Annotated in this window: 23 protein-coding genes, 1 rRNA gene and 1 pseudogene; 10 read left to right on the plus strand and 15 right to left on the minus strand. The window is 41.6% G+C overall.

Annotated elements, in window-relative coordinates; all coding sequences use genetic code 11:
* Positions 1–2 precede the first annotated feature (2 nt).
* The 4 genes from MST16_RS15885 to MST16_RS15900 form a co-directional block, all read right to left on the minus strand.
* A 16S ribosomal RNA gene (locus MST16_RS15885) occupies positions 3–1,540 on the minus strand.
* Between the two features lie 454 nt (positions 1,541–1,994).
* Positions 1,995–3,077 (minus strand): hypothetical protein, encoded by a 1,083-nt coding sequence (locus MST16_RS15890; RefSeq protein WP_257245662.1) that lies wholly within the window; start codon positions 3,075–3,077, stop codon positions 1,995–1,997.
* Positions 3,078–3,253: 176 nt separating this feature from the next.
* Positions 3,254–3,895 (minus strand): ABC transporter ATP-binding protein, encoded by a 642-nt coding sequence (locus tag MST16_RS15895; RefSeq protein ID WP_180010735.1) that lies wholly within the window; start codon positions 3,893–3,895, stop codon positions 3,254–3,256.
* Between the two features lie 111 nt (positions 3,896–4,006).
* On the minus strand, positions 4,007–4,603 hold the full coding sequence (locus MST16_RS15900) for a TetR/AcrR family transcriptional regulator (RefSeq protein ID WP_078194008.1): 597 nt from the start codon (positions 4,601–4,603) through the stop codon (positions 4,007–4,009).
* Positions 4,604–4,698: 95 nt separating this feature from the next.
* Here MST16_RS15900 and MST16_RS15905 point away from each other — a divergent pair, with 95 nt between their 5' ends.
* Positions 4,699–5,904, plus strand: coding sequence for an oxygenase MpaB family protein (locus tag MST16_RS15905; RefSeq protein ID WP_180010737.1), 1,206 nt, complete (start codon positions 4,699–4,701; stop codon positions 5,902–5,904).
* Between the two features lie 47 nt (positions 5,905–5,951).
* Here the strand turns inward: MST16_RS15905 and MST16_RS15910 are convergent, their stop codons facing one another.
* From MST16_RS15910 to def, 3 genes are all read right to left on the minus strand, one after another.
* A complete protein-coding gene (locus MST16_RS15910) occupies positions 5,952–8,048 on the minus strand; it encodes a TonB-dependent copper receptor (protein ID WP_180010739.1) in 2,097 nt (698 codons plus the stop codon).
* A gap of 73 nt (positions 8,049–8,121) precedes the next feature.
* The gene (locus MST16_RS15915; protein ID WP_180010841.1) at positions 8,122–8,541 is read right to left on the minus strand and encodes a DUF2946 family protein; all 420 of its coding nucleotides are present in this window, start codon (positions 8,539–8,541) and stop codon (positions 8,122–8,124) included.
* A gap of 89 nt (positions 8,542–8,630) precedes the next feature.
* A complete protein-coding gene (gene def / locus MST16_RS15920; RefSeq protein WP_180010741.1) occupies positions 8,631–9,161 on the minus strand; it encodes a peptide deformylase in 531 nt (176 codons plus the stop codon).
* Between the two features lie 119 nt (positions 9,162–9,280).
* Here def and MST16_RS15925 point away from each other — a divergent pair, with 119 nt between their 5' ends.
* The 3 genes from MST16_RS15925 (at position 9,281) to MST16_RS15935 (ending at position 12,329) form a co-directional block, all read left to right on the plus strand.
* Positions 9,281–10,435 carry a LysM peptidoglycan-binding domain-containing protein gene (locus MST16_RS15925; RefSeq protein ID WP_180010743.1) on the plus strand — a complete coding sequence of 385 codons (1,155 nt, stop codon included), beginning with the start codon at positions 9,281–9,283 and terminating at the stop codon, positions 10,433–10,435.
* 111 nt (positions 10,436–10,546) lie between these two features.
* Positions 10,547–11,728, plus strand: a complete 1,182-nt coding sequence (dprA, locus tag MST16_RS15930; RefSeq protein WP_180010745.1) for a DNA-processing protein DprA — start codon at positions 10,547–10,549, stop codon at positions 11,726–11,728.
* Positions 11,729–11,759: 31 nt separating this feature from the next.
* Positions 11,760–12,329: an L-threonylcarbamoyladenylate synthase gene (locus tag MST16_RS15935; RefSeq protein WP_111885874.1), complete on the plus strand. Its 570-nt coding sequence runs from the start codon at positions 11,760–11,762 to the stop codon at positions 12,327–12,329.
* Positions 12,330–12,769: 440 nt separating this feature from the next.
* On the opposite strand, the gene MST16_RS15940 is transcribed toward MST16_RS15935, so the two are convergent.
* Positions 12,770–13,651 carry a DMT family transporter gene (locus tag MST16_RS15940; protein ID WP_180010747.1) on the minus strand — a complete coding sequence of 294 codons (882 nt, stop codon included), beginning with the start codon at positions 13,649–13,651 and terminating at the stop codon, positions 12,770–12,772.
* A gap of 122 nt (positions 13,652–13,773) precedes the next feature.
* Here MST16_RS15940 and MST16_RS15945 point away from each other — a divergent pair, with 122 nt between their 5' ends.
* The 5 genes and pseudogenes from MST16_RS15945 to MST16_RS15965 all read left to right on the plus strand — a co-directional run bounded on the left by MST16_RS15945 (position 13,774) and on the right by MST16_RS15965 (position 17,759).
* A complete protein-coding gene (locus tag MST16_RS15945) occupies positions 13,774–14,532 on the plus strand; it encodes a helix-turn-helix transcriptional regulator (RefSeq protein ID WP_180010749.1) in 759 nt (252 codons plus the stop codon).
* Positions 14,533–14,676: 144 nt separating this feature from the next.
* Entirely contained in the window at positions 14,677–15,222 is a 546-nt protein-coding gene (locus MST16_RS15950) for a glutathione peroxidase (RefSeq protein ID WP_111885877.1), read from the plus strand.
* Positions 15,223–15,443: 221 nt separating this feature from the next.
* The gene (locus tag MST16_RS15955; RefSeq protein ID WP_180010751.1) at positions 15,444–15,821 is read left to right on the plus strand and encodes an RcnB family protein; all 378 of its coding nucleotides are present in this window, start codon (positions 15,444–15,446) and stop codon (positions 15,819–15,821) included.
* Between the two features lie 143 nt (positions 15,822–15,964).
* The gene (locus MST16_RS15960) at positions 15,965–16,588 is read left to right on the plus strand and encodes a hypothetical protein (RefSeq protein WP_180010753.1); all 624 of its coding nucleotides are present in this window, start codon (positions 15,965–15,967) and stop codon (positions 16,586–16,588) included.
* Between the two features lie 157 nt (positions 16,589–16,745).
* Positions 16,746–17,759 (plus strand): annotated as a pseudogene (locus MST16_RS15965) (pirin family protein).
* A gap of 7 nt (positions 17,760–17,766) precedes the next feature.
* On the opposite strand, the gene MST16_RS15970 reads toward MST16_RS15965, so the two are convergent.
* Positions 17,767–18,234, minus strand: a complete 468-nt coding sequence (locus MST16_RS15970; protein WP_180010756.1) for a hypothetical protein — start codon at positions 18,232–18,234, stop codon at positions 17,767–17,769.
* 105 nt (positions 18,235–18,339) lie between these two features.
* Here MST16_RS15970 and MST16_RS15975 point away from each other — a divergent pair, with 105 nt between their 5' ends.
* The gene (locus MST16_RS15975; protein WP_180010757.1) at positions 18,340–18,783 is read left to right on the plus strand and encodes an AAA family ATPase; all 444 of its coding nucleotides are present in this window, start codon (positions 18,340–18,342) and stop codon (positions 18,781–18,783) included.
* Between the two features lie 6 nt (positions 18,784–18,789).
* On the opposite strand, the gene MST16_RS15980 is transcribed toward MST16_RS15975, so the two are convergent.
* The 6 genes from MST16_RS15980 to atpA form a co-directional block, all read right to left on the minus strand.
* Positions 18,790–19,095, minus strand: coding sequence for a hypothetical protein (locus tag MST16_RS15980; protein WP_180010759.1), 306 nt, complete (start codon positions 19,093–19,095; stop codon positions 18,790–18,792).
* A 217-nt stretch (positions 19,096–19,312) separates the two neighbouring features.
* Positions 19,313–19,858 (minus strand): hypothetical protein, encoded by a 546-nt coding sequence (locus MST16_RS15985; RefSeq protein WP_180010761.1) that lies wholly within the window; start codon positions 19,856–19,858, stop codon positions 19,313–19,315.
* Between the two features lie 117 nt (positions 19,859–19,975).
* Positions 19,976–20,395 carry a F0F1 ATP synthase subunit epsilon gene (locus tag MST16_RS15990; protein WP_078191472.1) on the minus strand — a complete coding sequence of 140 codons (420 nt, stop codon included), beginning with the start codon at positions 20,393–20,395 and terminating at the stop codon, positions 19,976–19,978.
* 26 nt (positions 20,396–20,421) lie between these two features.
* Positions 20,422–21,816 (minus strand): F0F1 ATP synthase subunit beta, encoded by a 1,395-nt coding sequence (gene atpD / locus MST16_RS15995; RefSeq protein WP_078191473.1) that lies wholly within the window; start codon positions 21,814–21,816, stop codon positions 20,422–20,424.
* Between the two features lie 29 nt (positions 21,817–21,845).
* On the minus strand, positions 21,846–22,715 hold the full coding sequence (atpG, locus tag MST16_RS16000; RefSeq protein WP_078191474.1) for a F0F1 ATP synthase subunit gamma: 870 nt from the start codon (positions 22,713–22,715) through the stop codon (positions 21,846–21,848).
* 88 nt (positions 22,716–22,803) lie between these two features.
* Positions 22,804–24,348: a F0F1 ATP synthase subunit alpha gene (gene atpA / locus MST16_RS16005; protein WP_078191475.1), complete on the minus strand. Its 1,545-nt coding sequence runs from the start codon at positions 24,346–24,348 to the stop codon at positions 22,804–22,806.
* Positions 24,349–24,371 lie beyond the last annotated feature (23 nt).

The following is a 24,371-nucleotide window of genomic DNA, read 5'->3' on the forward strand; positions in this document are numbered from 1 at the left end:
GTTAAGGAGGTGATCCAGCCGCAGGTTCCCCTACGGCTACCTTGTTACGACTTCACCCCAGTCATCGGCCACACCGTGGTAAGCGTCCTCCTTACGGTTAGACTACCTACTTCTGGTGCAACAAACTCCCATGGTGTGACGGGCGGTGTGTACAAGGCCCGGGAACGTATTCACCGCGGCATTCTGATCCGCGATTACTAGCGATTCCGACTTCATGGAGTCGAGTTGCAGACTCCAATCCGGACTACGATCGGCTTTTTGAGATTAGCATCTCCTCGCGGAGTAGCAACCCTTTGTACCGACCATTGTAGCACGTGTGTAGCCCTGGTCGTAAGGGCCATGATGACTTGACGTCGTCCCCGCCTTCCTCCAGTTTGTCACTGGCAGTATCCTTAAAGTTCCCGGCTTAACCCGATGGCAAATAAGGAAAAGGGTTGCGCTCGTTGCGGGACTTAACCCAACATCTCACGACACGAGCTGACGACAGCCATGCAGCACCTGTATGTAAGTTCCCGAAGGCACCAATCCATCTCTGGAAAGTTCTTACTATGTCAAGACCAGGTAAGGTTCTTCGCGTTGCATCGAATTAAACCACATGCTCCACCGCTTGTGCGGGCCCCCGTCAATTCATTTGAGTTTTAGTCTTGCGACCGTACTCCCCAGGCGGTCTACTTATCGCGTTAGCTGCGCCACTAAAGCCTCAAAGGCCCCAACGGCTAGTAGACATCGTTTACGGCATGGACTACCAGGGTATCTAATCCTGTTTGCTCCCCATGCTTTCGTGCCTCAGCGTCAGTATTAGGCCAGATGGCTGCCTTCGCCATCGGTATTCCTCCAGATCTCTACGCATTTCACCGCTACACCTGGAATTCTACCATCCTCTCCCATACTCTAGCTTCCCAGTATCGAATGCAATTCCCAAGTTAAGCTCGGGGATTTCACATCCGACTTAAAAAGCCGCCTACGCACGCTTTACGCCCAGTAAATCCGATTAACGCTCGCACCCTCTGTATTACCGCGGCTGCTGGCACAGAGTTAGCCGGTGCTTATTCTGCGAGTAACGTCCACTATCTTTAGGTATTAACCAAAGTAGCCTCCTCCTCGCTTAAAGTGCTTTACAACCAAAAGGCCTTCTTCACACACGCGGCATGGCTGGATCAGGGTTCCCCCCATTGTCCAATATTCCCCACTGCTGCCTCCCGTAGGAGTCTGGGCCGTGTCTCAGTCCCAGTGTGGCGGATCATCCTCTCAGACCCGCTACAGATCGTCGCCTTGGTAGGCCTTTACCCCACCAACTAGCTAATCCGACTTAGGCTCATCTATTAGCGCAAGGTCCGAAGATCCCCTGCTTTCTCCCGTAGGACGTATGCGGTATTAGCATCCCTTTCGAAATGTTGTCCCCCACTAATAGGCAGATTCCTAAGCATTACTCACCCGTCCGCCGCTAGGTCCAGTAGCAAGCTACCTTCCCCCGCTCGACTTGCATGTGTTAAGCCTGCCGCCAGCGTTCAATCTGAGCCATGATCAAACTCTTCAGTTTAAAATCAATAGTACCTATAAGGGTACCAATCTTGGCTCATCAATTACTGACAAAAATTTGCTCAAATAAACTTCGAGTAATTTCTACCATTAATCAATGAAAATAATTTCGATCGATCAATCAGTAAAAATCCACACAAGTTGTTCTTCATAATCTCTTAATGATCTTCTTACTGGTTCGTCACCAGCAAGCTAGGTCGGCTATATTACTCTTTATTTCTAAAGAGTCAACCGGTAATTTAAATTATTTTTAAACTTATCAAATAAAACCCAACTTAATCAATTCAACCAAGTCATTGTTTTATCAGAAGTTTTAATCTTCATCACCGCCGATGGATGTGCATTCTACAGCATTTCACATCCGTTGCAACACCCTTTTCCATTTATTTTTAATTTTTCATTACGTTTGTTTATTTATTCTACTAAATTAGTATTTTTTACTTAAAAAAGTGTTTTTAGCGTACAGAAAGCATGCAATATGCCACAGGCACCCATAAGATAAACATTAAAACTGGCATAACACCGTGCACTTCTTCAGGTTTTCTATACAGCCATTGAATAAATGGAATGGCGATACCAAATAATGTAACCATCAATAGCACATCAACCAATCCACCTTTCAGCAGTAGCCACAGCAAAACTGGCACACTCATCATTAAGCCAATTATCAATAAAAAACAGTATTCGTATTTTCTGAGCTGCCATCGTGTGAACCCTTGAATGATCCAGAATTGTTCTACAGATTCAAAATTTGATTTTAAGTCCATTTTTATTACGCCTAGATTGAATAAACTCAGTGCAATATAGACGGCACACATTAATTGGAATAATTGTGAAGCAGTGAAATCAAGGCTCATGATGTTCCAAGTATCCACCTGTGTGGCGAACCAATACAAAATCACGACCGCAGTAACCGAAATACCGATACTGACAATACGGTGGGTTAGAAATCTTTTATGAAATGCCTGACGAATAATGAGTTTATTTTGGTTGAGCCAAAGTGGGCTATATTTCTGTATCACAAATACGCTAGGTACTTGCAGCTTTATTGGTTTGGATTTCCTACCGAGCAGCCAGAATTTTATTGCCGCTATACAGATGAAAGTAGATAACAACACCGCAACGAGTTGAGCTTCCAATATCGCTAGGCTCAAAATGGGCAAATATGTCAAAAGGCAGACTAAAACCCAATATTGATTCTGTTGTAAAAGCAGCATTTGTATGATTAATAAATTAAAGATCCAAAGAAGCATCAATACACTAATACCAATGGAAGCCAAAAGCTCATACTCAACCCAAACATATAAAAGCGCCAAAACAAATGGCAATAACATCAAAAAGCTTAAACTGCCTAAAAATTTGATTTCCACTGCAAAGCGACTTTTGAGCGTGATTGGCAATAGCGCTAGATAGCGATACCCTTCTCCACCGCTCAAAGCTTTACGCTGTATCGCACACCAAAATACATTTAAGGCAAGAAAGCCAGTCCAAAGAAACAGATTTGTGATTAATGATTTGCAATAAACCAAATCAATCATGGGCTGCACTAATGATAAGAGCAGTCCGAATAGCATTGGCCCGAGAATTAATGTGACTAAAATAAGTAAATGCTTTTGCCGTGCAACTGCGTCTGCTGTGGTCTTGACATAGTATGTCCATCGGTATTTCAAAAGCGTTTTTATAATTGTTCGCTGCCCAACATGTCTTTGTTTATTCATGCCGTCTGCTCATTGGACTTTAGCCGATCCAGCTCGATGATTTTTGCTGCAAGACTGTCTCTAAATAAAGGATCATGGCAAGACAATAGAATCAATTTTGATTGGCTCTGTTGTAAAAGTATACTTGTTAATTCAGCCAAGGCATTTTGATCTAAGCCATTGCTCGGTTCATCCAAAATCAGTAAAGGTGCCGAAGTCATTAAGGCAGCAACCAATAAAAACTTTTTGGTTGTACCAAAAGACATGTCAGCAAATGGCGTGGCTAAATAGTTTTCTAATTTAAATTTTTCAATGAAGATTTGATACTGCTCATGCGCTATCCCTCGAATATTACATATTAAATTCAGAAACTCCTGCCCTTGTAAAAAATCATAAATAGGGCTTTTATCTGGCACATAGGCCACAAGTTTCTTGTATTGATTGTTGTGAGGGGCATATTGCTGATCATTAATCAAAATATTGCCTGTATCGAAATCCAACATCCCCGCAATCATCGCAAGTAAGGTGGACTTCCCTACTCCATTCTCAGCAACAACAGCGACAATTCCGAATTCGCTTAACTCTAAATTTAAATTTGAAAATATACGTTTTCCCGCAAAAGATTTGGACAGTTGCTGCAAGCTCAAAGAAACCATCATGATGTTCCTGATTTATTATCTTAAGTTATTGATTTATTATTGATCTATCTTCACATATCTTGGATCTGAATTAATTAGATTCTTTAATAGACAAATTTATTTTTTTCAGTGTTATTCACTATCTAAATACGCCAAAATCATCTTTGACAATTCAACTTTAAGCTGTTGTTCTGTAATTAAAAAACTATTATTGCTCACATAGCGCATCATGGTAAATAAGGTACTATTAATGATTACAAAAGAGCGGTGTTTCAAAGTTTCAAAGTTCCAATGTGAATAATAGCGATTAAATAAATACATCCCAACTTCAAAAAAATGCTTTTCCAAAACCTGAGAGGCATCTGAATGACTGTATTGATGCCAATGTTTTAAGATCTCAATGAAGAAGCCACGATCAGCTTTCAACATATCAAAGCCAAACTGAATACAAAGTGGGATCACCTCATAAATACTGTGCTGCTCTTGTTCCACGACTATATTTTTTAGTGCCAACCCCAATTGTTCTGATTTTCGGAGCAGTAATTCTTCTACGATTTGTTCTTTATTTTCAAAATATTGATAAATTGACCCAACGCTCACGCCAGATTTTTCCGCAATTTTGGGCGTCGTCAGCTCCAGTAAACCTTGTTCTGCAATACACAACTGCGCAGCTTGCAAAATGCTTTCCACGATCATTTTCGCGCGTTGTTGTTGTGGTCTTTTTCTCATTCTTTTGCTCTCCAATGCGATAGTGTTATGCGAATTGAATGCGAATAAATATTCATATTAGTGTGGTATGCAACAATAACATTGAAGATCAAAACATGACCACTCACTTCAATACCCGACTGGCTTCATTTCAGGCCACGCAGCAATCTAATCTACTGAGTTTTCTGTTGTCTCATTTGACGGGTCGAGCTGCACAGCCGAATTACCCTCAATATCTTGCCCTCAATAAAGCCCTGCAATGTGGTGATCCACAGATGGAAAAAGTGCTCACGTGGATGATGCAGAACCCTAAGCAGCATCGTGAATATTTTGAAATTGCTTTATTTAAAGGTGTAGAACAGCTTCCCTTTCCTATTCCTGAACTCGAACATTTTTTTAAGCATGTTGAACAAATACCGCCCTGGCTAGAGCCAGAAAAAATACAGCAAGCCCTTGAGTTCACCCATCGGCTAGGGATTAATAATGGCTTTATTTTGCGCGATCTTTCACTTATGGTCGGTTATCTTTTCCCCGGTTTCAATCAGCCGCTCATGCTGACCGGTGCTTTAAATAAACAAGCCGGTACACGTCTGGCTGAAACCACTAAATGGTGGGTAGATATCACTGAAGAACGCGGACTCGAACGTTTGCATGCAGGATTTACATCGACAATTTATGTGCGTTTTATTCATGCTGTGGTACGGCATCAACTCCAAAAAGGCAAAGACTGGGATTTTGCAACGTGGGGGGTGCCGATCAATCAATTTGACTTAGCGATGACCAATCTTGCCTTTAGCAGTGTGGTACTTTTGGGCATTCGCGCTTTAGGGATTTTCCCATCAAAACAAGAAACTGAAAGCTTTTTGCATTTTTGGCGCTATGTCGGCTGGTTGATGGGTATTGATGAAAAATGGTTAATTGAAAAAGAATCTGACGGTTGGAAACTGCTGTATTGGATGCAATTTGTACATCCTCAATCCGATGCAAGCAGTATGGCTCTCGGTGCAAGTCTATCTAAAGAACCTTTTGAAAGACAATACAAATACCTCCGACCATTTCAGCAAAAACTGGCTTATCGACAACATCTGGAGCTGACACAATTTTTTATTGGCAAAAAACGCATGCATAAATTAGGGCTCAAACCCCAGTCCGCCGCATGGTTTGCCTATTATTTATTAGCTAGAAATCTCGTCCTGTATTCAGGTGCTAAGCATCTCCCAAGTTTAAATCAAAAATTACAGCAAAAAGGCCGTGCAATTCAAAAACTCGGTTTAGCACCGTATCAAAGTAAAGCCAAACAACTGGCCAGTATGCACCAATAAAAAAAGCAGAGCGATCGCTCTGCTTTTTGGATGACAAATATCAGAACTTAGAATTTCATCGATATGCGTGCCCAATAATTGCGACCAATATTATTAAACTGTTGATCGGTCGCTAAACCTGTCCCTGCATCACCCAATTTATTCAGATGCTCGGTATAAGTTTTATTCAAGAGATTATCCACACCCACAGATACATCTACACCCTCATCAATATGATAAGTACCATTTAATGACAGTGTGCCAAAACCTGCACTTTCTTTCAGGTCATAACCCACGATATTGCCTTGGTACGCACTGATACGATTTTGCCCATCAACCACACGCCAAAATGCTCCCAAAGTATAATTATCTTGGATATAACGTAAATTTACCCGAGCTTCTAAAGGTGAGATTTGTGGTAATGGCGTATTATCCGTGGTGTTTTCCCCCCACGCATACATTGCGCTGACATCTGCTTGGATCGCATCTGTAAATTGATAGCCAATCCCTGCTTCAGCTCCCGCAATGGTGGCATCCACATTTCGGCTATGTGCTTCCATACCCTTCATCATTCCTGATCCAGACTTATAACTTGTTAAAATATAATCTCTCACTAAACCTGCATAAGCCGATACCCAGGAATTCAAAGCGCTATGTTCATGTTGATAACCCATATCTAACTGAAGCGTTTTTTCTGTATCAATATGATTGAATGTATTGTTATGACCATTTCCTGATTTTGGGCTGAATAATTCCCAATAATCTGGCATGCGCTCTACATAGCCTAGACCGATATAGGTTTTACCATTGTCATGTTCAGGGTGCTTATTTTCAAAACGAATAAAAGCACTTGGCAATGTTTCATTCAGCTCCGTGTTATAGCCACTCGCTTTCGAAGCGGCGCGCTCATCTTTCACTTGCACTTGATCGAGACGAAGTCCCGAAACCAACTTATTGTTGTCACTCAATTGATAACTGACTTCTCCAAAACCTCCGTATGACTGAAATGCCATATCTTGCGTTAAGGGCTTATTCATCGAAGGCATCATTTTCGACGTCATGCTGCCGGCATGCTTATTATTCTGCATATCCAGTCCAGTAATGAACTGCAGCTTATCCCATTCATGGGTTACCGCCATACGTGCATTTAATGTACGGCGTGTAACCTGCATCGCCATTGGATTCGGCATGAGCATAGTCATACCATGATGGCTCATTTCAGCTAAAGGTGGCTCACGCAAACTAAAGTTATCCATGATATGGTCGTTATAACTATAGTTGACCTGTGCTTCGATTTTTTTAATCACCTCTGTGGCATTCTTTTTCTCGACACGAAGGCCTAAGCTTTCACGGGCAAATTGCGAACCATCCATTGAACGGCCTGCGTATACCGCCTCACCATCGGCTTTACCTCCAGTAAGTTCGATCCAAGTATCTTGGTTTGGTGTCCAACCGAGAGCCAAATCTGTATTCCAACGCTCCCAGTCTGACGGCACAGTATTGCCATCTCCATCTTGGTAACTGTCTGCAACTGAACGGCTGGCATTTAGACGGACATATTTATGTTCATCGCCCACAGCCGCCTCGACATTATGATCTAAACGACCATAAGAACCGATCATCACACTGGCTTGACCACGGTAATTTTTATCAGCATCGAACTGTTCCGGTTTGCGTTCAAACAAGACTGTTGCAGCAGAACCTGTATTGGCATATTGAACTGTTTGAGGTCCTTTAATCACTGAAATTCGGTCATAACTTTCAGGGGAAATATAAGAAGTTGGTGCATCCATACGACTCGGACACGCCCCTAGATTTTCTGTGCCATCGGTCAAAATTTTAATGCGTGAACCAAACATGCCACGGAAGGTTGGATCTGCATTGGTTCCCCCATTTTTAATAGCACTAAAACCTACAATACTTTTTAAATAATCGGCCCCATCACTGGCAGGTATCGGTTGAATCGGCTGTTTGGGATTGGCACGAACAATCAGGCCATTGGCATCATTCCCCTGATGTGATGTCACCACAATCGGTGCCAAAGTCTGTACCGCATTGGTTTCCGTCATCTCTACGGACATCTCGTCAGCCATCACCGTAGTTGAATAGCAGGCAACACAAATTGCAGCCGCAAGAGGCTGTAGAAAAAATTTAGGCTGAGCCATGTTTATCTCACAAAATACATAAATAAAGGCGTACCTGAGTCCTCAACGACCCAAGTTAAAAAAAACGTCGGATTTATGCAGCGAGTGGTGGGGCTCGACCTTGCGGAAGTAAAAAGAGTTGTTGAAGAACAAACCAGACATGCTTGAAAGCTTTTTGAAAAGCAATTAAACGAACTTGAATTCGATCAAGCACTTCTTTTACATCAAGTTCAGGGGGCAAAACCAAATTGCCATAGACCGTACAATACTGACATTGATGACTGGCATCATGTTCATGGGCAGTATGATCGACTTGAACTTGCTCAGCGTGAGCGGAAGATGAATGGTGTGAATGTGCGGTATGTTCAGTATGAACATTGGGAAGTAAAAGTGCACGCGTAATGGTTTCGCAGACCGGAGCAACTTGATATTGCTTGGGCAACAATGGCTGTAAAAAAACAGCAATCTGCAAAAAAACGGCTGCAAAGGACAGCAGCACTCCACTACGAAACAATACAGGCAAACCCTAACATTTGTCTGACCCAAGTATAACAAAGCCCAATCGAAATTGGGCTTGTCTCAGGTATTTTTTACCGCGATCAATTAACGCTTAACTGCGACTTTATCTTTTTGACGCTGGCGAACCAATTTTTCCACTTTGTAACGTGCACGTTGACGTTTCAAAGGCGATAGATAGTCGACGAATAACTTACCATTTAAGTGATCCATTTCATGTTGGATACAAACTGCGAGAAGTCCGTCCGCTTCCACTTCAAATGATTGACCTTCAAGGTTAATTGCCTGAATTTTTACACGTGACGGGCGCTCAACTTTATCGTATATTTGAGGCACTGATAAACAGCCTTCTTCATAGGGCTGCGTCTCTTGCGTCAATGGCGTAATTTTGGGGTTAATAAACACCATGGGTTGATCTTTTTCTTCAGATAAATCCATGACTATCAGCTGAATATGGTGATCTACCTGTGTTGCTGCCAGGCCAATTCCCGGTGCTTCATACATAGTTTCAAACATGTCGGCTGCTAACTGACGAATTTCATCAGTAACTTCTTCGACTGGTTTTGCAATGGTACGAAGACGGGGATCAGGGAAACTTAAAATAGGTAATAAGGCCATACGACGTCCTCACTTATGCCATTGATCAAAAAACAAAATGAAGGAATGCTTCATCAAAAAATTGTGTGTAATATCGTTATTATAACGCAGTTACATACATAATTTTAGGAATTATGATAATGAAAAAGGTTTTGAAGGGCATGCCAACTTTTAGTGCCTTGGGGTTTAAAAAACAATTATTGGCACTTACAGTCTGTGTAAGTGTGGGGATGGGAATGGTCAGTGTTGCAGAAGCTGCCCCTGCTCGTAACGTCAATCCACCATCATTGAAGGCAGGTGCGCCTCAAGTTTATGTGGTGAAAAAAGGCGATACGTTGTGGGATATTTCCAAGCGTTTCTTAAAAAATCCCATGCGCTGGCCTGAAATCTGGGCGAGCAATAAACACGTGAAAAATCCGCACTGGATTTTCCCAGGTGACCGCCTATTAATGTGTACCTACAATGGCCGCCCAATCATCGGTAAAGATGAAGGTGATGGCTGTGAAGGTATTATTCGTCGCTATACAGGTGGCACTAAACTTCAACCACAAGTTCGTGTTGAATCCCTCAACAGTGCGATTCCTGTTATTCCATTGGAATATATTAAGCAATGGCTTGAGCGCAGCATGATTGTTGCAGCTGATTCTGTGGAAGGCACACCTTACATTTTAGGTACAGCTGATCAACGTGTATTGGCAGCCAAAGGCCAAACAGTTTATGCACGCGGCCAAGGCATGCAAGTCGGTCAACGATATGCTGTTTACCGTGAAGGCGAACCGTACATCTTTACCGATGCAAACGGCAAAAAATACAACGCAGGCTTAGAACTGACTCAAGTCGCTTCAGGTGTTGCCGTTCGTGGTGAAAATGATATTACCAATTTAGAACTGACCGATACTTATAATGCTGAAGTTCGTCGTGGCGATCGTGTTCTTCCTGAATATGACCCAATGCTGCCAACACTGTTCTATCCAACCAATGCAGAAAATGTCACTGCTGGCGGTAGTGTAGTTCGTGTTATGGGCTCGATTGGTACTGCAGCGGTTCACAGTGTTGTGACGATCGACCGTGGTAGCTTGCAAGGCGTTCAATCTGGTCAAGTCTTTAGCGTGAACCAAAAAGGTGAAATCGTGACTGATCCAAAAACCAAAGAACGTGTTCAACTTCCAGGACAACGTATTGGTAACATTATGGTATTCAAAACGTTTGATAACCTAAGCTATGCTTATGTACTTGAAAGCGAATTACCAATCAAAGTAGGTGCAACGATTCAGCCACCACTGATGGATGACTAAGACCAAATCCATAAAAATGAGGCTGTATTTCAGCCTCATTTTTTATTATCCAACAACGATATCACTGATAATTTTAAACCATAAAAAGAAGACAGATTCAAAGGTCTCATTATGCTCAACTCATTGACTGACTTGCATTTAGATTACATTCGCCTGTGGTTTGTGGTGCAACACTCACTTCGTAGTTTCTATAAAATTCAGCAGCACTATCCTGCCCTACACCACGCCCTTAAGCCTGATCAAATCACCACATGGCAAAAATTAGGACTGCATAAAAATCATTTACAGCGCTTTGAAGAATTTCATAGTCCAAGTGGACAGCTTAGCTTTGAAAAATGTCTCAAGGATATTGAACAATACAGTGACTTTGTACTGATTCCTGAAGACCTGAACTATCCTCAACAGCTTTTACCTTATAGCGACAAGCCGCCCATTCTATTTGGGCAAGGTAATGCCCAAGCCTTGATGCAACCCCAAATTGCGATTGTTGGTAGCCGCAAACCTAGTCCCCAAGGTCGGCAAATTGCTTATGATTTTGCTTATTATCTGAGTGAGCAAGGGTTCTATATCAATAGCGGTTTAGCACAAGGAATTGATGAAGCGGCACATCGCGCTGCCATACAACACCACAGAACCATTGCCGTGATGGGTACAGGTTTAGATCAAACTTATCCGACCGCACATCAGCGTTTAAGACAAGAAATCATCCAACATGGGGGAACCGTAATCAGTGAGTTTCTTCCACACACTCCCCCATTGCAACACCATTTTCCACATCGAAATCGTATCGTCAGTGGGCTCAGTCTTGGTGTCATCGTGGCGGAGGCGGCATTAAAAAGTGGCTCACTGATCACAGCTCAACGCGCTGCCGAACAAGGCAAATCTATTTTTGCCATCCCAGGCCATATTTATAGTGAGTCACATCAAGGTTGCCATCAACTCATACGCGAAGGTGCAATTTTGATTGATCATCCACAACAGGTTATTGAAGACTTGGCACTAGCCACACAGTGGCAATCACAGGCTGCCGAAACCTTAACAACCACCGAAATAGCCACACCAAAAACAGCAACATCGGACACACCTCCACCCGAACCCATACCGGACCATTTAGTTGCATTGTATCGGCAGCTTGATTGGGTCGGCCAAAGCCTTGATCAATTGTCCATTCAACTCAAAATTGATACCGCGACATTGACCAGTCAACTGATGGAATTAGAGTTAATGGGCTATGCCACACAACAAGCCGGACACTACCTACGTTGTCGAATGGGTAAATTAGGTTCACAATAGTCCTTTGTCGAATCAGATAAGGTCTATAGAAATGATTACCACCTCTGTTGCAGAAGCAGCTTCCTGTCTTAAAAAAGGTCAGGTTCTCGCATATCCTACAGAGGCTGTTTGGGGATTGGGCTGTGATCCCTACAATGAGCAAGCCTTTCTCGAAATTTTGCGCCTAAAACAACGTCCCATTGAAAAAGGCGTGATTTTATTGGCTGCCAATGTCGCTCAAGTTGAACACCTGCTTCAAGGCTTAACAGAAGATATGCGTCAGCAAGTCATTGCGACCTGGACCAACCGTAAACCCAATGAACGTGCAACCACATGGTTATTACCGGCTGGCGACCATATTCCAACATGGATTAAAGGCAATCATCCAAAAGTCGCAGTCCGTGTGACGACCCACTCTTTATGTGTGGCTTTATGCCAAGCTTTTAATGGCTTTATTGTGTCTACCAGCGCCAATCCTGCAGGATTAACCCCTGCCCGTTCCTTACAAGAAGCCAATCAGTATTTTGCCAATGAACTAAATTACTTAAATGGTGATCTCGGCCTAAGCCAAGAACCAAGTAAAATTATTGATGCTGAAACAGGTGAAATCATCCGCGCATAAGCTCGTATGCCTGTCTACACCTGCCTTTCGGGAAAATACAGGCAAAAAAAAGCTCAGCCATATAGGGATGGCTGAGCATAAAAAAGGATGTGTATAAAATCACATCCAGAGGGTCTTACAATCTCTGGGTAAATATCAAGTAATTATTAAGAATTACTTCATCATTTACGATGAAAGTATTATGTAATATTTTTTTAAATTTAACAAATAGATTTTTTATATAAATAAAACTACTGATAAGCACTTTATTTGTGATTTTATAACCACTTAGTCAAAATATGTATCTATTTTTGATTGATTTTTAAGATGAGCATTTGTTTTTTTAATTCAGTTTTACACTCAAAAATCCATTTTCAAAAGATTTGCCCTATAAAAAAAATAAGCTTGTTTGCTTATTTTTTAATCAAAAATTCTCATAAATTTTCAACTTTTTACTGGATTTACTTACGCTGCGCCAAGATCACCCCAGTAATCGCCATCACTGTGCCGACACTATGATAAAACATCCACTGCTCAGCCAACCAGAAATAGGCAACGATCGCGGTAAATACCGGCATCAAATTCATAAAAATACTGGTGCGATTCGGGCCGAGATGTTGTACAGCCAACATCCATACCAACGGTGCAATCAGTGATGGAAAAATTGCCGCATAAAATACACTTGGCGCATTGGCAGGATTAATCGCGTCTATGCCTAAATACAATACGAATGGCAAGTGATATAAAACGGCAAAGAAAATTTGTACATATAAGCTCAACAGTAGCGGAAGTTTCAATTGCCATTTTTTTAAAAACACCCCATAAAAGGCATAAAAGAACACTGCGAAGATCATGAGGATATCGCCGAAATGTCCGCCCATATTCAGTAATTGACTGAAATCTCCTTGCGCAATGACAAACAATAGCCCCGTAAATGAAATCGCACAGCCCAAGATGGCATAGCGATTAGGCACATCTTTCAGTATGAAAAATGCAACGGCAATCGTAAAAACAGGGATAAAGGCATTGATGATGCCCATATTGGTCGCCGTCGTATAATGCGCAGCGGTATAGCCCAAGCCTTGATATAACACCATGCCAAAAGCACTCAGCACAGCCAATTGCTGCCAATGCTGCCCGATAAGCTGTCTTTGCTGCCAAACGGTTTTGAGCATAAAGGGGGTTAGGATCAAAAATGCAATAAACCATCGATAAAAACTGATACTGACTGGTGAAATATAATCAGTTACATAGCGGGTGACGGTAATATTTAACGACCATATAAATACTGCGATCAGAGGCAAACAAATTGCAAATTTCGCCCAACGCGCTTGAAGCAACATGTCTGACTCCTCAATATATCGTGCAAAGATTGGTCTAGGTATTTTGAGTGATGTCTGTTTTAATTGAAATACATGATTTCAGACATTTATATTGTAGTTCCGACATTGACTCTTAGGCTTATATGACATCACCACCAATTGAACAACAGATCGAACTTTTTGAAGCACACTACACAGCATTAGATACGGTCTACCCGCACAGTTGTCTTTGGGGTGATTTTAATTTTTGTCTCGATGGTATTTTCGAATATGAGATACAAGGGCAACACCATCTCTCACCTGCCAGTTATGGGGTGTGGATTCCTCCACATACAGAACATTGCTCAGTCGCAATTGATGAGCAACCTATTCATTATGTGGCAATCCGTCTAGCACCTGATCTCTGCATAGATTTCCCCAAGCAGACTGAAGTATTTAGCATCCAGCCTTTCTTTCGTTTATTGGCGCAAGAAATTTTGGCCTTTCCTACAGAGCAACATACCACACCACCCTATCGACACCTGCTACAGGTCTTATTCGACCAGTTAAAAACAGCACCCAAACATCAACATTATTTACCGCAAAGCCATGATGCGGTGTTAAAGCCGATCTTGGCGCAGCTCGCAGATGTAGATCATTTTAGCTTGAGCCTACAGCGATGCTTATCCAATGTTGCTTTGAGTGAGCGTCAGTTATTGCGACTGAGTCAGAACGAACTGCAAATGAGCCTTTCTGAATGGCGAAACCGTGCAAAAATTATTTATGCCATTCAACAACTCCGCGCTGGTCAGTCTATTAAAGCTCTCAGCTATGAATTGGGTTATCAACACAGCTCAAGCTTTATTGAGTTTTTTAAACGCTATACAGGAAAAACCCCAAACCAACACCGTGCCACTACTTAAACGATAAGCACTCAAGCAAGCCTCAGCTCGAATTCTGCAAACTACTACAAAAATTATGCGAAAAGCCTATCGATAAAAGCTTGCTGTTCACCAGATTTCCCTTTAAAACAAGGATGAAAGGCACAACTTCAATTAGGAACGAATATGTCAGCTTCAGTTTACGATATCCCGGTAAAAACCATCCAAGGTGATGACACCACACTCAATCAATACCAAGGCAAGGTTTTATTATTGGTCAATGTAGCCTCTAAATGTGGGCTAACACCACAATACGAAGGCCTAGAGAAACTCTATACAGAGAAGAAATCACAAGGTTTTGAAGTCTTAGGTTTTCCTGCCAATAACTTTTTAGAACAAGAACCTGGTTCTGAAGCTGAAATTCAAGAATTTTGCTCGATCAACTACAAGGTTGATTTCCCACTTTTTGCAAAAATTTCTGTGGCAGGCGCAGATAAACACCCACTTTATCAAACCTTAACCCAAGCCATTCCTGAACGCATTGGTGAAGGCCCATGGTGGGATGATTTAGTTGAATACGGTTTAACACCAAATCCAAAGCCTGAAGTTTTATGGAATTTTGAAAAATTCCTCGTGAATAAACAAGGCGAAGTTGTGGCTCGATTTGCGCCTGATATCAAGGCAGATGATGCACGTATTGTCGATGCCATCAACGCTGAGTTAGCCAAATAATTCGACAATATCTCAATCTCTCAGTTAAGATTATTGTGATTTTAACTGAGATTAATCATTTTAAATTATCACAATAATATTTAATAATTATCACATATTGATAATTTACATAGTTTATCCATTATTTTAATATTTCACATATACATTGTTCAAAGTTTCCCTGTAAATACTCATTATGATGAGTCTTATCAAATCACATCCAGCAGTAAACAGGTGAACTTATGAATACATTAATGAAAGCTATCGTTTTATCTATTTCGACAGCACTTGTTGCTGCTCCAGCAATGGCTGCACCGCAAAATAGCCAACAACATGCACCTGCGCATAATCAAAATACGAAAGCTCAACAGCACACTAAACAAAACACACCAGTAAAAAACCAAAGCCAGAACAAGAAAAAAGCCGTAAATCCTTCACATGATTGGCGTTCTGGACAAAAAGTACCTTCTGAATACCGTGGTCATAGCTACAAAGTAGACCACACCAAATACAAAAAATTGTCTAAACCAGGCAAAAACCAACAATGGATTAAAGTGAATGGCGACTACATTTTAATGAATGCCGTCAGCCACGCCATGATCAAAATCATTGCGGGTTAAACCCACCAAAACATCAAAAGAGGGCAAATGCCCTCTTTTTTTTGTTCAAGCGATTATTTTGTTATTGCTTTGCAACAATCTATTTTTAATCCACATTCTGCCCCTATATTCAAAGCATAGACTTAACACATAGTGATGATTGAATGAAAAAGCTCGTGCAGAATGCTCTTCTCCCTTTTGCCATTTTTAGTGGTGTTTTGGTGCTGATTGGTTGTGAACCTGCTACAGCACCGCAACAGGAACAAGAAATCGCTGCAGAAAATGATCATCCTGCAACTGCACCAACAAGTGAAAATCAATCCGCGACACAAAGTCAGGCGACCGATCAAAACCAATTAAAAAGCGGCAATATATTTTATATCGTTCGCGATGTTGCGGATATGCAACTTAAAGCCGGCAATTATGTTGAACAACTCAAACAAACGCAGGTCGATTTAGAAGCCGCAGTCAGCAACCAAGATCATCTCCAATTGCAAAAAGCGGCAACCCAGCTGCAACAGCAGCTCAAAGGTTTCAATCAAGCTTTGAATGATTTAAATCTAAAAAGCACTGAGATTAATGATATTCGCAGCAATCTACAGGCAGCGAATCAGCAAGTATTGGCCTCACCTTTTCTCAATGGACAAGTCGATTTAAGCAAAGTTGATTTTCAGAAAATTCAAAATCAAATGGGCAATATTCAAGCGGAAATGCTGAAATTAGCAGGTATGTTGATCCAAGACCAAGCAGCTAAAAGCTCATCTAATGCACCCACTGAAACTGAATAAATAGCTAAATCTAGCATTTCCATTGCATTCTACCTGTTGTAAATCAAAAAAGCGTTAGACCTTGAGCTAACGCTTTTTTCTTACAGTTCCGCTATAGAACACGACTGTTTTTCCTTTTAGATTAATGCTTAATAATAAAGCCAATGATGGAACAGTTATGTCAAACGCTGTGATTTATAACATTACACCCATTACCTTTCGTTTAGATTTAAAAGATCCTTTCTTATTTACTGCCCATAATATTGATCATTTTCCTGCTGCGAATACAGACATGGGGCCAAAAACAGCCGCCGAGAAAGATGAATTCAATATGTACTATGGCGATGTGGTTCCAGGTTTTCCAAAGCATCCACATACTGGCTTTGAAACCATTACCTTGGTCGAACAAGGCTATGTCGATCATTTCGATTCATTAGGCAATGGCGGACGCTATGCTGCTGGTGATGTGCAATGACTGTCCACAGGCAATGGCGTTGAACACTGTGAAATGTTCCCCCTACTGCATGAAGATAAAGCCAATCCTTTTGAACTTTTCCAAATTTGGTTTAATTCATCGGCTGAACAGAAAACCCATGATGCCGACTATAAAATGTTTTGGCGTGAAGAGATTCCTCACGTCTTTGAAACCGATAGTGAAGGAAAAAAATCGGATATTCGCGTGATTTCAGGGCAGTTCAAATCCACCGATGCCATTTCCCGACCGACACACTCATGGGCGGCTGCCGCAGAAAATAAGGTCAATATTTATTTAATCACCATGCAAGCAGGTGCAGAGTTGGTGATTCCCGCAACAACAAGTAGCTCAAACCGTTTTGCTTATTTTTATCAGGGCAATCCATTAGAAATAGAAGGTCAAACCATTCAGATGAAGCATTTGGTTGAACTCCAATCAGATGCCGACGTCCATCTCAAAGCAGGCGGATTAGAAGCACGGATTCTGTGGTTAGAAGGTGAACCGATTAATGAACCCGTGGCGATGCGCGGTCCATTTGTGCTCAATACCACTGAAGAACTCGATGCCGCTTTTAAACGCTATCGTGAAACCCATTTTGGCGATTGGCCTTGGCCGACACCAGCACCGGTCTTCAAACGTGATCAAGCTCGATTTGCCAGTTATGAGGGCGGTAAACGTGTAGAGCACCCAGAGCAGGAAAACTCACAAGCGTCTTAAAGTTCAATTAGTTGGATTGAGCAAATTCATAGGTATTACAGTTTTTATCTTGTCCAAGTGCGCGCTGAACATCTTGTTTAAAACGTGCTTGGGCAAAGGTATATTGCTTCGGCAAAAATAAGGTAATACGTGTCGTCTGTGGATCTAAACTTTCGACCAACATTTTATGCAAATACGCCCCATGTTCAGTCCGTGCCATCAATGTCCCCTGCTCCAAATGCTCTTCTAAACGATTATCGGTATAGACGTAGCGATTGTTCGCGGTAAACGCAACACAGTGATTATAGGCTTGTCGCAGATTTCGAAAGGCGGTCAAATATGGAATCTCAAGCTCCGTACTGATGCCATTATCAACCGATTCAGCGACAAGTGCAGCTTCAGTGGGAAGATTGGGTGTCGTGACGTATTGGCTTTGACATGCTAGGAGCAAACCACAACAAAGACACAGCGATAAACTGGTAAAAAATTTGAGCATACAGACCTATGTAAATTGTTCTTATTCATTTTGCAGCGATTGTAGCAAAACTGCGTTGCTGATTTAATACTCTATTATTCATTCCATGCTTTCATTGCAGACACCATGCAGCTGATTATTTTTACAGGCGTTCAAGCCTCTGGCAAATCCACCTTTTACATGTTGAATTTATATCATAGCCATTTACGTATTAATTTGGATATGTTGAAAACCCGACATCGGGAAAATATGATCTTTGAAGCTGGTTTGGCATCCAAAACCAAAATGGTGATTGATAATACCAACCCAGATCGGGAAGCTCGTGCTCGCTATATCCAACGTGCAATTGATGCAGGTTTTGAGGTGATTGCTTATTATTTTGAAACCGATTTGGACAGTACCTTAAAACGCAACAGTTTTCGTGAAGGCAAAGCCCATATTCCAGAAGTTGGCGTGCGTGCTACTTATCGCAAACTTCAAGTTCCATCACAGGATGAAGGCTTTGATCTAATTTTTAAAATTAAAATTATCAGTCACGGCGAGTTTTCAATTTTACCCATGCATGAATAACAACCATTAACCTGCTTTTTGGCTATCTTGCCATTTTTTAAAAGCCGATTGCATGGCCTGACGTTCATATGGTTTCACTAAACGACTTTCTAATGAAGCAAAATCACCTTTATAGGCAGCAGCAACCATCGATTTTGCCAGTTCTTGAATACTCACGCACCCACGGTGTTCATATTGTTGAACTTCTTCATGGGTGAGTTCAACATCCCAACATGACACTACAGAACTGAGATCAACCGCAATGCTCAAGTAATATTGATCAAAGTCTTGATAAAGTTCCCAAAAATGCGGCTCATAGGCGATAAGATTCATGGTGCAATGCTAGCTGATTGAATTTAATCACTATAAAGATTGTATTGAATAAAATATATTCAACTTTAGGTGATAGATATAAAGCCTGAGCTGAAAAGTTTAGGGGAAAATTTTGATAAGAGATTTGATGTGAATATTATGGAGAATAGAAATTTCTCAATTATTCATTACAAATAAATCACTTCAAATTCATCAAAGACAATCAAATGAAATTTACTTACCAGTTATGTTCTTTGAACTCAATATTTGGGCAATATTGTTGTATTATCTTTTCTACGTCATTATTAATTTGGTCTAAGGGCAAAATAATCCCTATACACATACCGAAGAAAACAATTAAATGAGTTTGCGTTTTCTCAATATTTGATACTAAACTCCATGAAAAAATTTGAGTGTAATACTCAGTACTTTCGATAAGATTTTTCTCTGTAATCTCAATTTCTTTATCCCCAATAAGAATTTTCGAATTTTCAGCCATTTGATCGATATATCGTATCTTAAACATATTTTGAAAAATAGAGTTTACTTTGGGCAACAATCCCAATAAAAGAGCGACCAACAAAATCAAGTAATTCAAAAGTGAAGAGTCATTTTTGAAGAAAATAAAAATAAAGAGACCGACTATTAATAGTATAAAAAATTTAAACACTAATCTGAGAAACTTAACTTCGAATTTGTCATATACAACAGGATTAATAAGCTCTTCGTTTAGCACCTGAAATACATAAAAATCTTCATTGGTTAATTTAATATTGAGTTTCATTTTATTTTTTATATCAAGATTTATTTGCTAAATATTATATCCATCTCGATTTAAGTTGTATATTTGAACATAAAAAAACCACCCTTTCGGGTGGCTCTTTCAATCTCGAACAGCGTCTTATTGAGCGCGGTTTTTGATTTTGCGGATGGTTTCCAACTGAGCAGCAGTTTCTGCAAGAGCAGCCAAAGCAGCAGCTGAGTCCAAGTCGCTCTTTTGATTTGCTAACAATTGTTCAGCTTGTTTACGAGCTTCAATAATTGCTGCTTCATCAAGGTTGTCAGCACGTACTGCAGTATCTGCAAGTACAGTAACAACGTGCGGTTGAACTTCTAGTACACCACCTGATACATAGATTAATTCTTCTGTACCATTTTCAAGCAGAACGCGGATTGCGCCCGGCTTGAGCAAAGTTACTAGTGGCGCATGGCCAGGCATAATACCCAACTCACCACCAGCACCTTTAGCAATTAGCATAGTTACAGTGCCAGAGTACAAAGACTCTTTAACACTTACAACGTCACATTGCATAGTTGACATGAGAATCTCCTAAATTAGGTAACTAATTAAAGTTTCTCAGCTTTAGCAATAACTTCGTCAATACCACCAACCATGTAGAACGCTTGTTCTGGAATGTGGTCGTATTCACCAGCTAGAAGACCTTTAAAGCCACGAATTGTTTCTTTAAGCGGTACAAGTTTACCAGGAGCACCAGTAAACACTTCAGCTACGTGGAACGGTTGAGAGAAGAAACGTTGGATCTTACGTGCACGGTATACAGTAAGTTTGTCTTCTTCTGCCAATTCGTCCATACCAAGAATTGCGATAATGTCTTTCAATTCTTTGTAACGTTGAAGAACGTTTTGAACTGAACGAGCGATTTCGTAATGCTCAGTACCCACTACAAGTGGATCTAACTGACGTGAAGTAGAGTCAAGTGGATCGATCGCTGGGTAAATACCAGAAGATGCGATGTCACGGCTCAATACAACAGTCGCGTCCAAGTGAGCGAAGGTAGTCGCAGGCGATGGATCTGTTAAGTCATCGGCAGGTACGTATACCGCTTGGATTGACGTAATAGAACCAGACTTAGTAGACGTAATACGTTCTTGAAGAACACCCATCTCTTCTGCAAGAGTCGGTTGGTAACCTACTGCAGATGGCATACGACCTAGAAGTGCTGATACTTCAGTACCCGCTAGTGTATAACGATAGATGTTGTCGACGAACAATAGAACGTCACGGCCTTTACCGTTTTCGTCTTTTTCGTCACGGAAGTACTCAGCCATAGTCAAACCAGTCAACGCTACGCGTAAACGGTTACCTGGTGGCTCATTCATCTGACCGTAGACCATTGCTACTTTGTCTAGAACGTTAGAGTCTTTCATTTCGTGATAGAAGTCGTTACCTTCACGAGTACGTTCACCAACACCAGCAAACACAGATAAACCTGAGTGAGCTTTCGCGATGTTGTTGATCAACTCCATCATGTTTACAGTTTTACCAACACCGGCACCACCGAACAGACCAACTTTACCACCTTTAGCGAACGGGCAAAGTAAGTCAATGACTTTAATACCAGTTTCTAAAAGGTCAGTAGAAGCCGCTTGTTCTGCATAAGAAGGCGCTTGACGGTGAATTGGTAAACGAGCTTCAGTACCAACAGGACCAGCTTCGTCGATAGGGCGACCAAGAACGTCCATGATACGACCTAAACATGCAGTACCTACAGGTACAGAGATAGGCGCGCCAGTGTTAGTTACAGTAAGACCACGCTTAAGGCCTTCAGTAGAACCCATTGCAATAGTACGAACTACGCCATCACCAAGTTGCTGCTGAACTTCTAATGTAGTTTCAGTACCATCAACATGGAGAGCGTCATAGATCTTAGGAACGCTGTTACGTTCAAACTCGACGTCGATAACCGCGCCGATGATCTGAATGATACGACCGCTACTCATTGCTGTCTCCTCAATTCAAACTAATAATGTTAAACGGCAGCGGCACCACCAACGATCTCAGAGATTTCCTGAGTAATCGCGGCTTGACGCAGCTTGTTATAAATAAGTTGTAGGCTCTTGATCAATTCACCCGCGTTATCAGTTGCAGCTTTCATTGCAACCATACGAGCAGACTGTTCACATGCGATGTTTTCAATCACACCTTGATAAACCATAGACTCAATGTAACGAACCAATAAACCATTTAAAAGCTCTTCAGCTTCTGGTTCATAGATATAGTCCCAACCGTATTGACGGTTTAGACCTTCGCTTTCCTCAGCAGCTGCTAAAGGAACAAGCTGTTCGATTTTTTGGTTTTGAGTCATGGCGTTGACAAAGCCGTTTGACACTAGATAAATACGATCTAACTCGCCTTTATCAAACGCGTCTAACATCACCTGTACAGAACCAGTTAACTGTTCAAGACTCGGAGCATCACCTACGTTTGTAGTTGCACCAAGAACTTTACCGCCGTAGTTTTTAAAAAACGAAACCGCTTTTTGACCAATTAAAGCAAATTGAACTTCAATTGACTGCTCTTGTTGCTGTTGTACGTGTTTTACCACTTTTTTGAACAAGTTAATGTTCAAACCACCAGCAAGGCCACGATCTGAAGAAACAATGATATAGCCAACGCGCTTTACAGGACGTTCAACCATATAACGGTGTTTGTATTCAGGGTTCGCTTGTACCAAATGAGCAATTACACGGTGCATATTTTCGGCATACGGACGGCCTTGAGCCATGCGCTCTTGCGCACGACGCATCTTAGAAGCTGCTACCATCTGCATCGCGCGAGTAATTTTCTGCGTGCTTTTGATACTAGCTACTTTGGCGCGAATTTCTTTTAAATTTGCCATACGCTTAACCTAGTATTCGAAAGCCCTTTCGAGCTTCCGAAGGTTGATCCGTGAACCAAACCAAAACCAGATTCAACACAGTTGAATCTTAGTAAGTTTGAGTCGCTTTAAAGCTTTCAATACCTGCTTTGATTGCTGCTTCGATTTCTTTATCGTAAGCACCAGTCTCGTCAATTTTTTGCATTAACGCAGCATTTTCTGAACGGAAGTAAGAGATCAACGCAGCATCAAATGCAACGATTTTCTTCACTTCTACGTCAGCCATGTAGCCTTCGTTAGATGCATAAATTGAAACAGCTTGGTCAGCAATTGAGTATGGAGCATATTGTTTTTGCTTCATAAGCTCAGTTACACGTTGACCATGTTCAAGCTGTTTACGAGTTGCTTCGTCAAGGTCAGAAGCGAACTGAGCAAACGCAGCTAATTCACGGTATTGCGCAAGAGCGGTACGGATACCACCTGACAATTTTTTGATGATCTTAGTTTGAGCAGAACCACCAACACGTGATACAGAGATACCCGCGTTCACAGCAGGACGAATACCTGCGTTGAATAATGATGTTTCTAAGAAGATCTGACCGTCAGTAATCGAAATTACGTTAGTAGGTACGAATGCAGATACGTCACCGGCTTGAGTTTCAATAATCGGTAATGCAGTTAATGAACCAGTTTGGCCTTTAACTTCACCGTTAGTGAATTTCTCAACGTAGTCAGCAGATACACGTGAAGCACGTTCAAGTAAACGTGAGTGTAGATAGAATACGTCACCAGGATATGCTTCACGACCTGGTGGACGACGTAGAAGCAATGAAATTTGACGGTAAGCAACAGCTTGTTTAGACAAGTCATCATAAATGATAAGCGCGTCTTCACCGCGGTCACGGAAGTACTCACCCATTGTACAACCAGCATACGGAGCCAGATACTGCATCGCTGCAGGATCAGCTGCAGCAGCTGCTACAACAGTTGTGTACGCCATAGCGCCAGTTTCTTCTAGCTTGCGCACAACGTTAGCGATAGTCGATTGTTTTTGACCAATTGCTACGTATACACATTTAATGCCAGAATTTTTCTGAGCGATGATCGCATCGATCGCCATAGCTGTTTTACCAGTTTGACGGTCACCGATGATCAACTCACGTTGACCACGACCAACAGGGATCATTGTATCTACTGATTTATAACCAGTTTGTACAGGTTGATCCACTGATTGACGCCAAATTACGCCTGGTGCTACTTTTTCAACAGCATCAGTAAGTTTTGCGTCAATAGGGCCTTTACCATCAATTGGGTTACCCAAAGCATCTACTACACGGCCTAAAAGTTCTGGACCAACCGGAACTTCTAATACACGACCTGTGCAACGAGCTTTTTGACCTTCTTGAAGGCTTAAGTAGTTACCTAAGACAACGGCACCCACTGAATCCTGTTCTAGGTTCAGTGCCATACCAAATAAGCCGCCGTCGAATTCGATCATTTCACCGTACATTGCATCAGCAAGGCCGTGAATGCGCACAATACCGTCGGAAACCATAACAATGGTCCCTTCGTTCTTAGCGGTCGCGCTGGTGTCCAGATCGCCGATACGCTGTTTAATGAGCGCACTGATCTCGGATGGATTCAGTTGTTGCATTGCGCTATACCTCAATCTTTTTA

It is taken from the genome of Acinetobacter sp. YH16040_T, from assembly GCF_024605785.1.
In the GTDB taxonomy this organism is placed as follows: Bacteria; Pseudomonadota; Gammaproteobacteria; order Pseudomonadales; family Moraxellaceae; genus Acinetobacter; species Acinetobacter amyesii.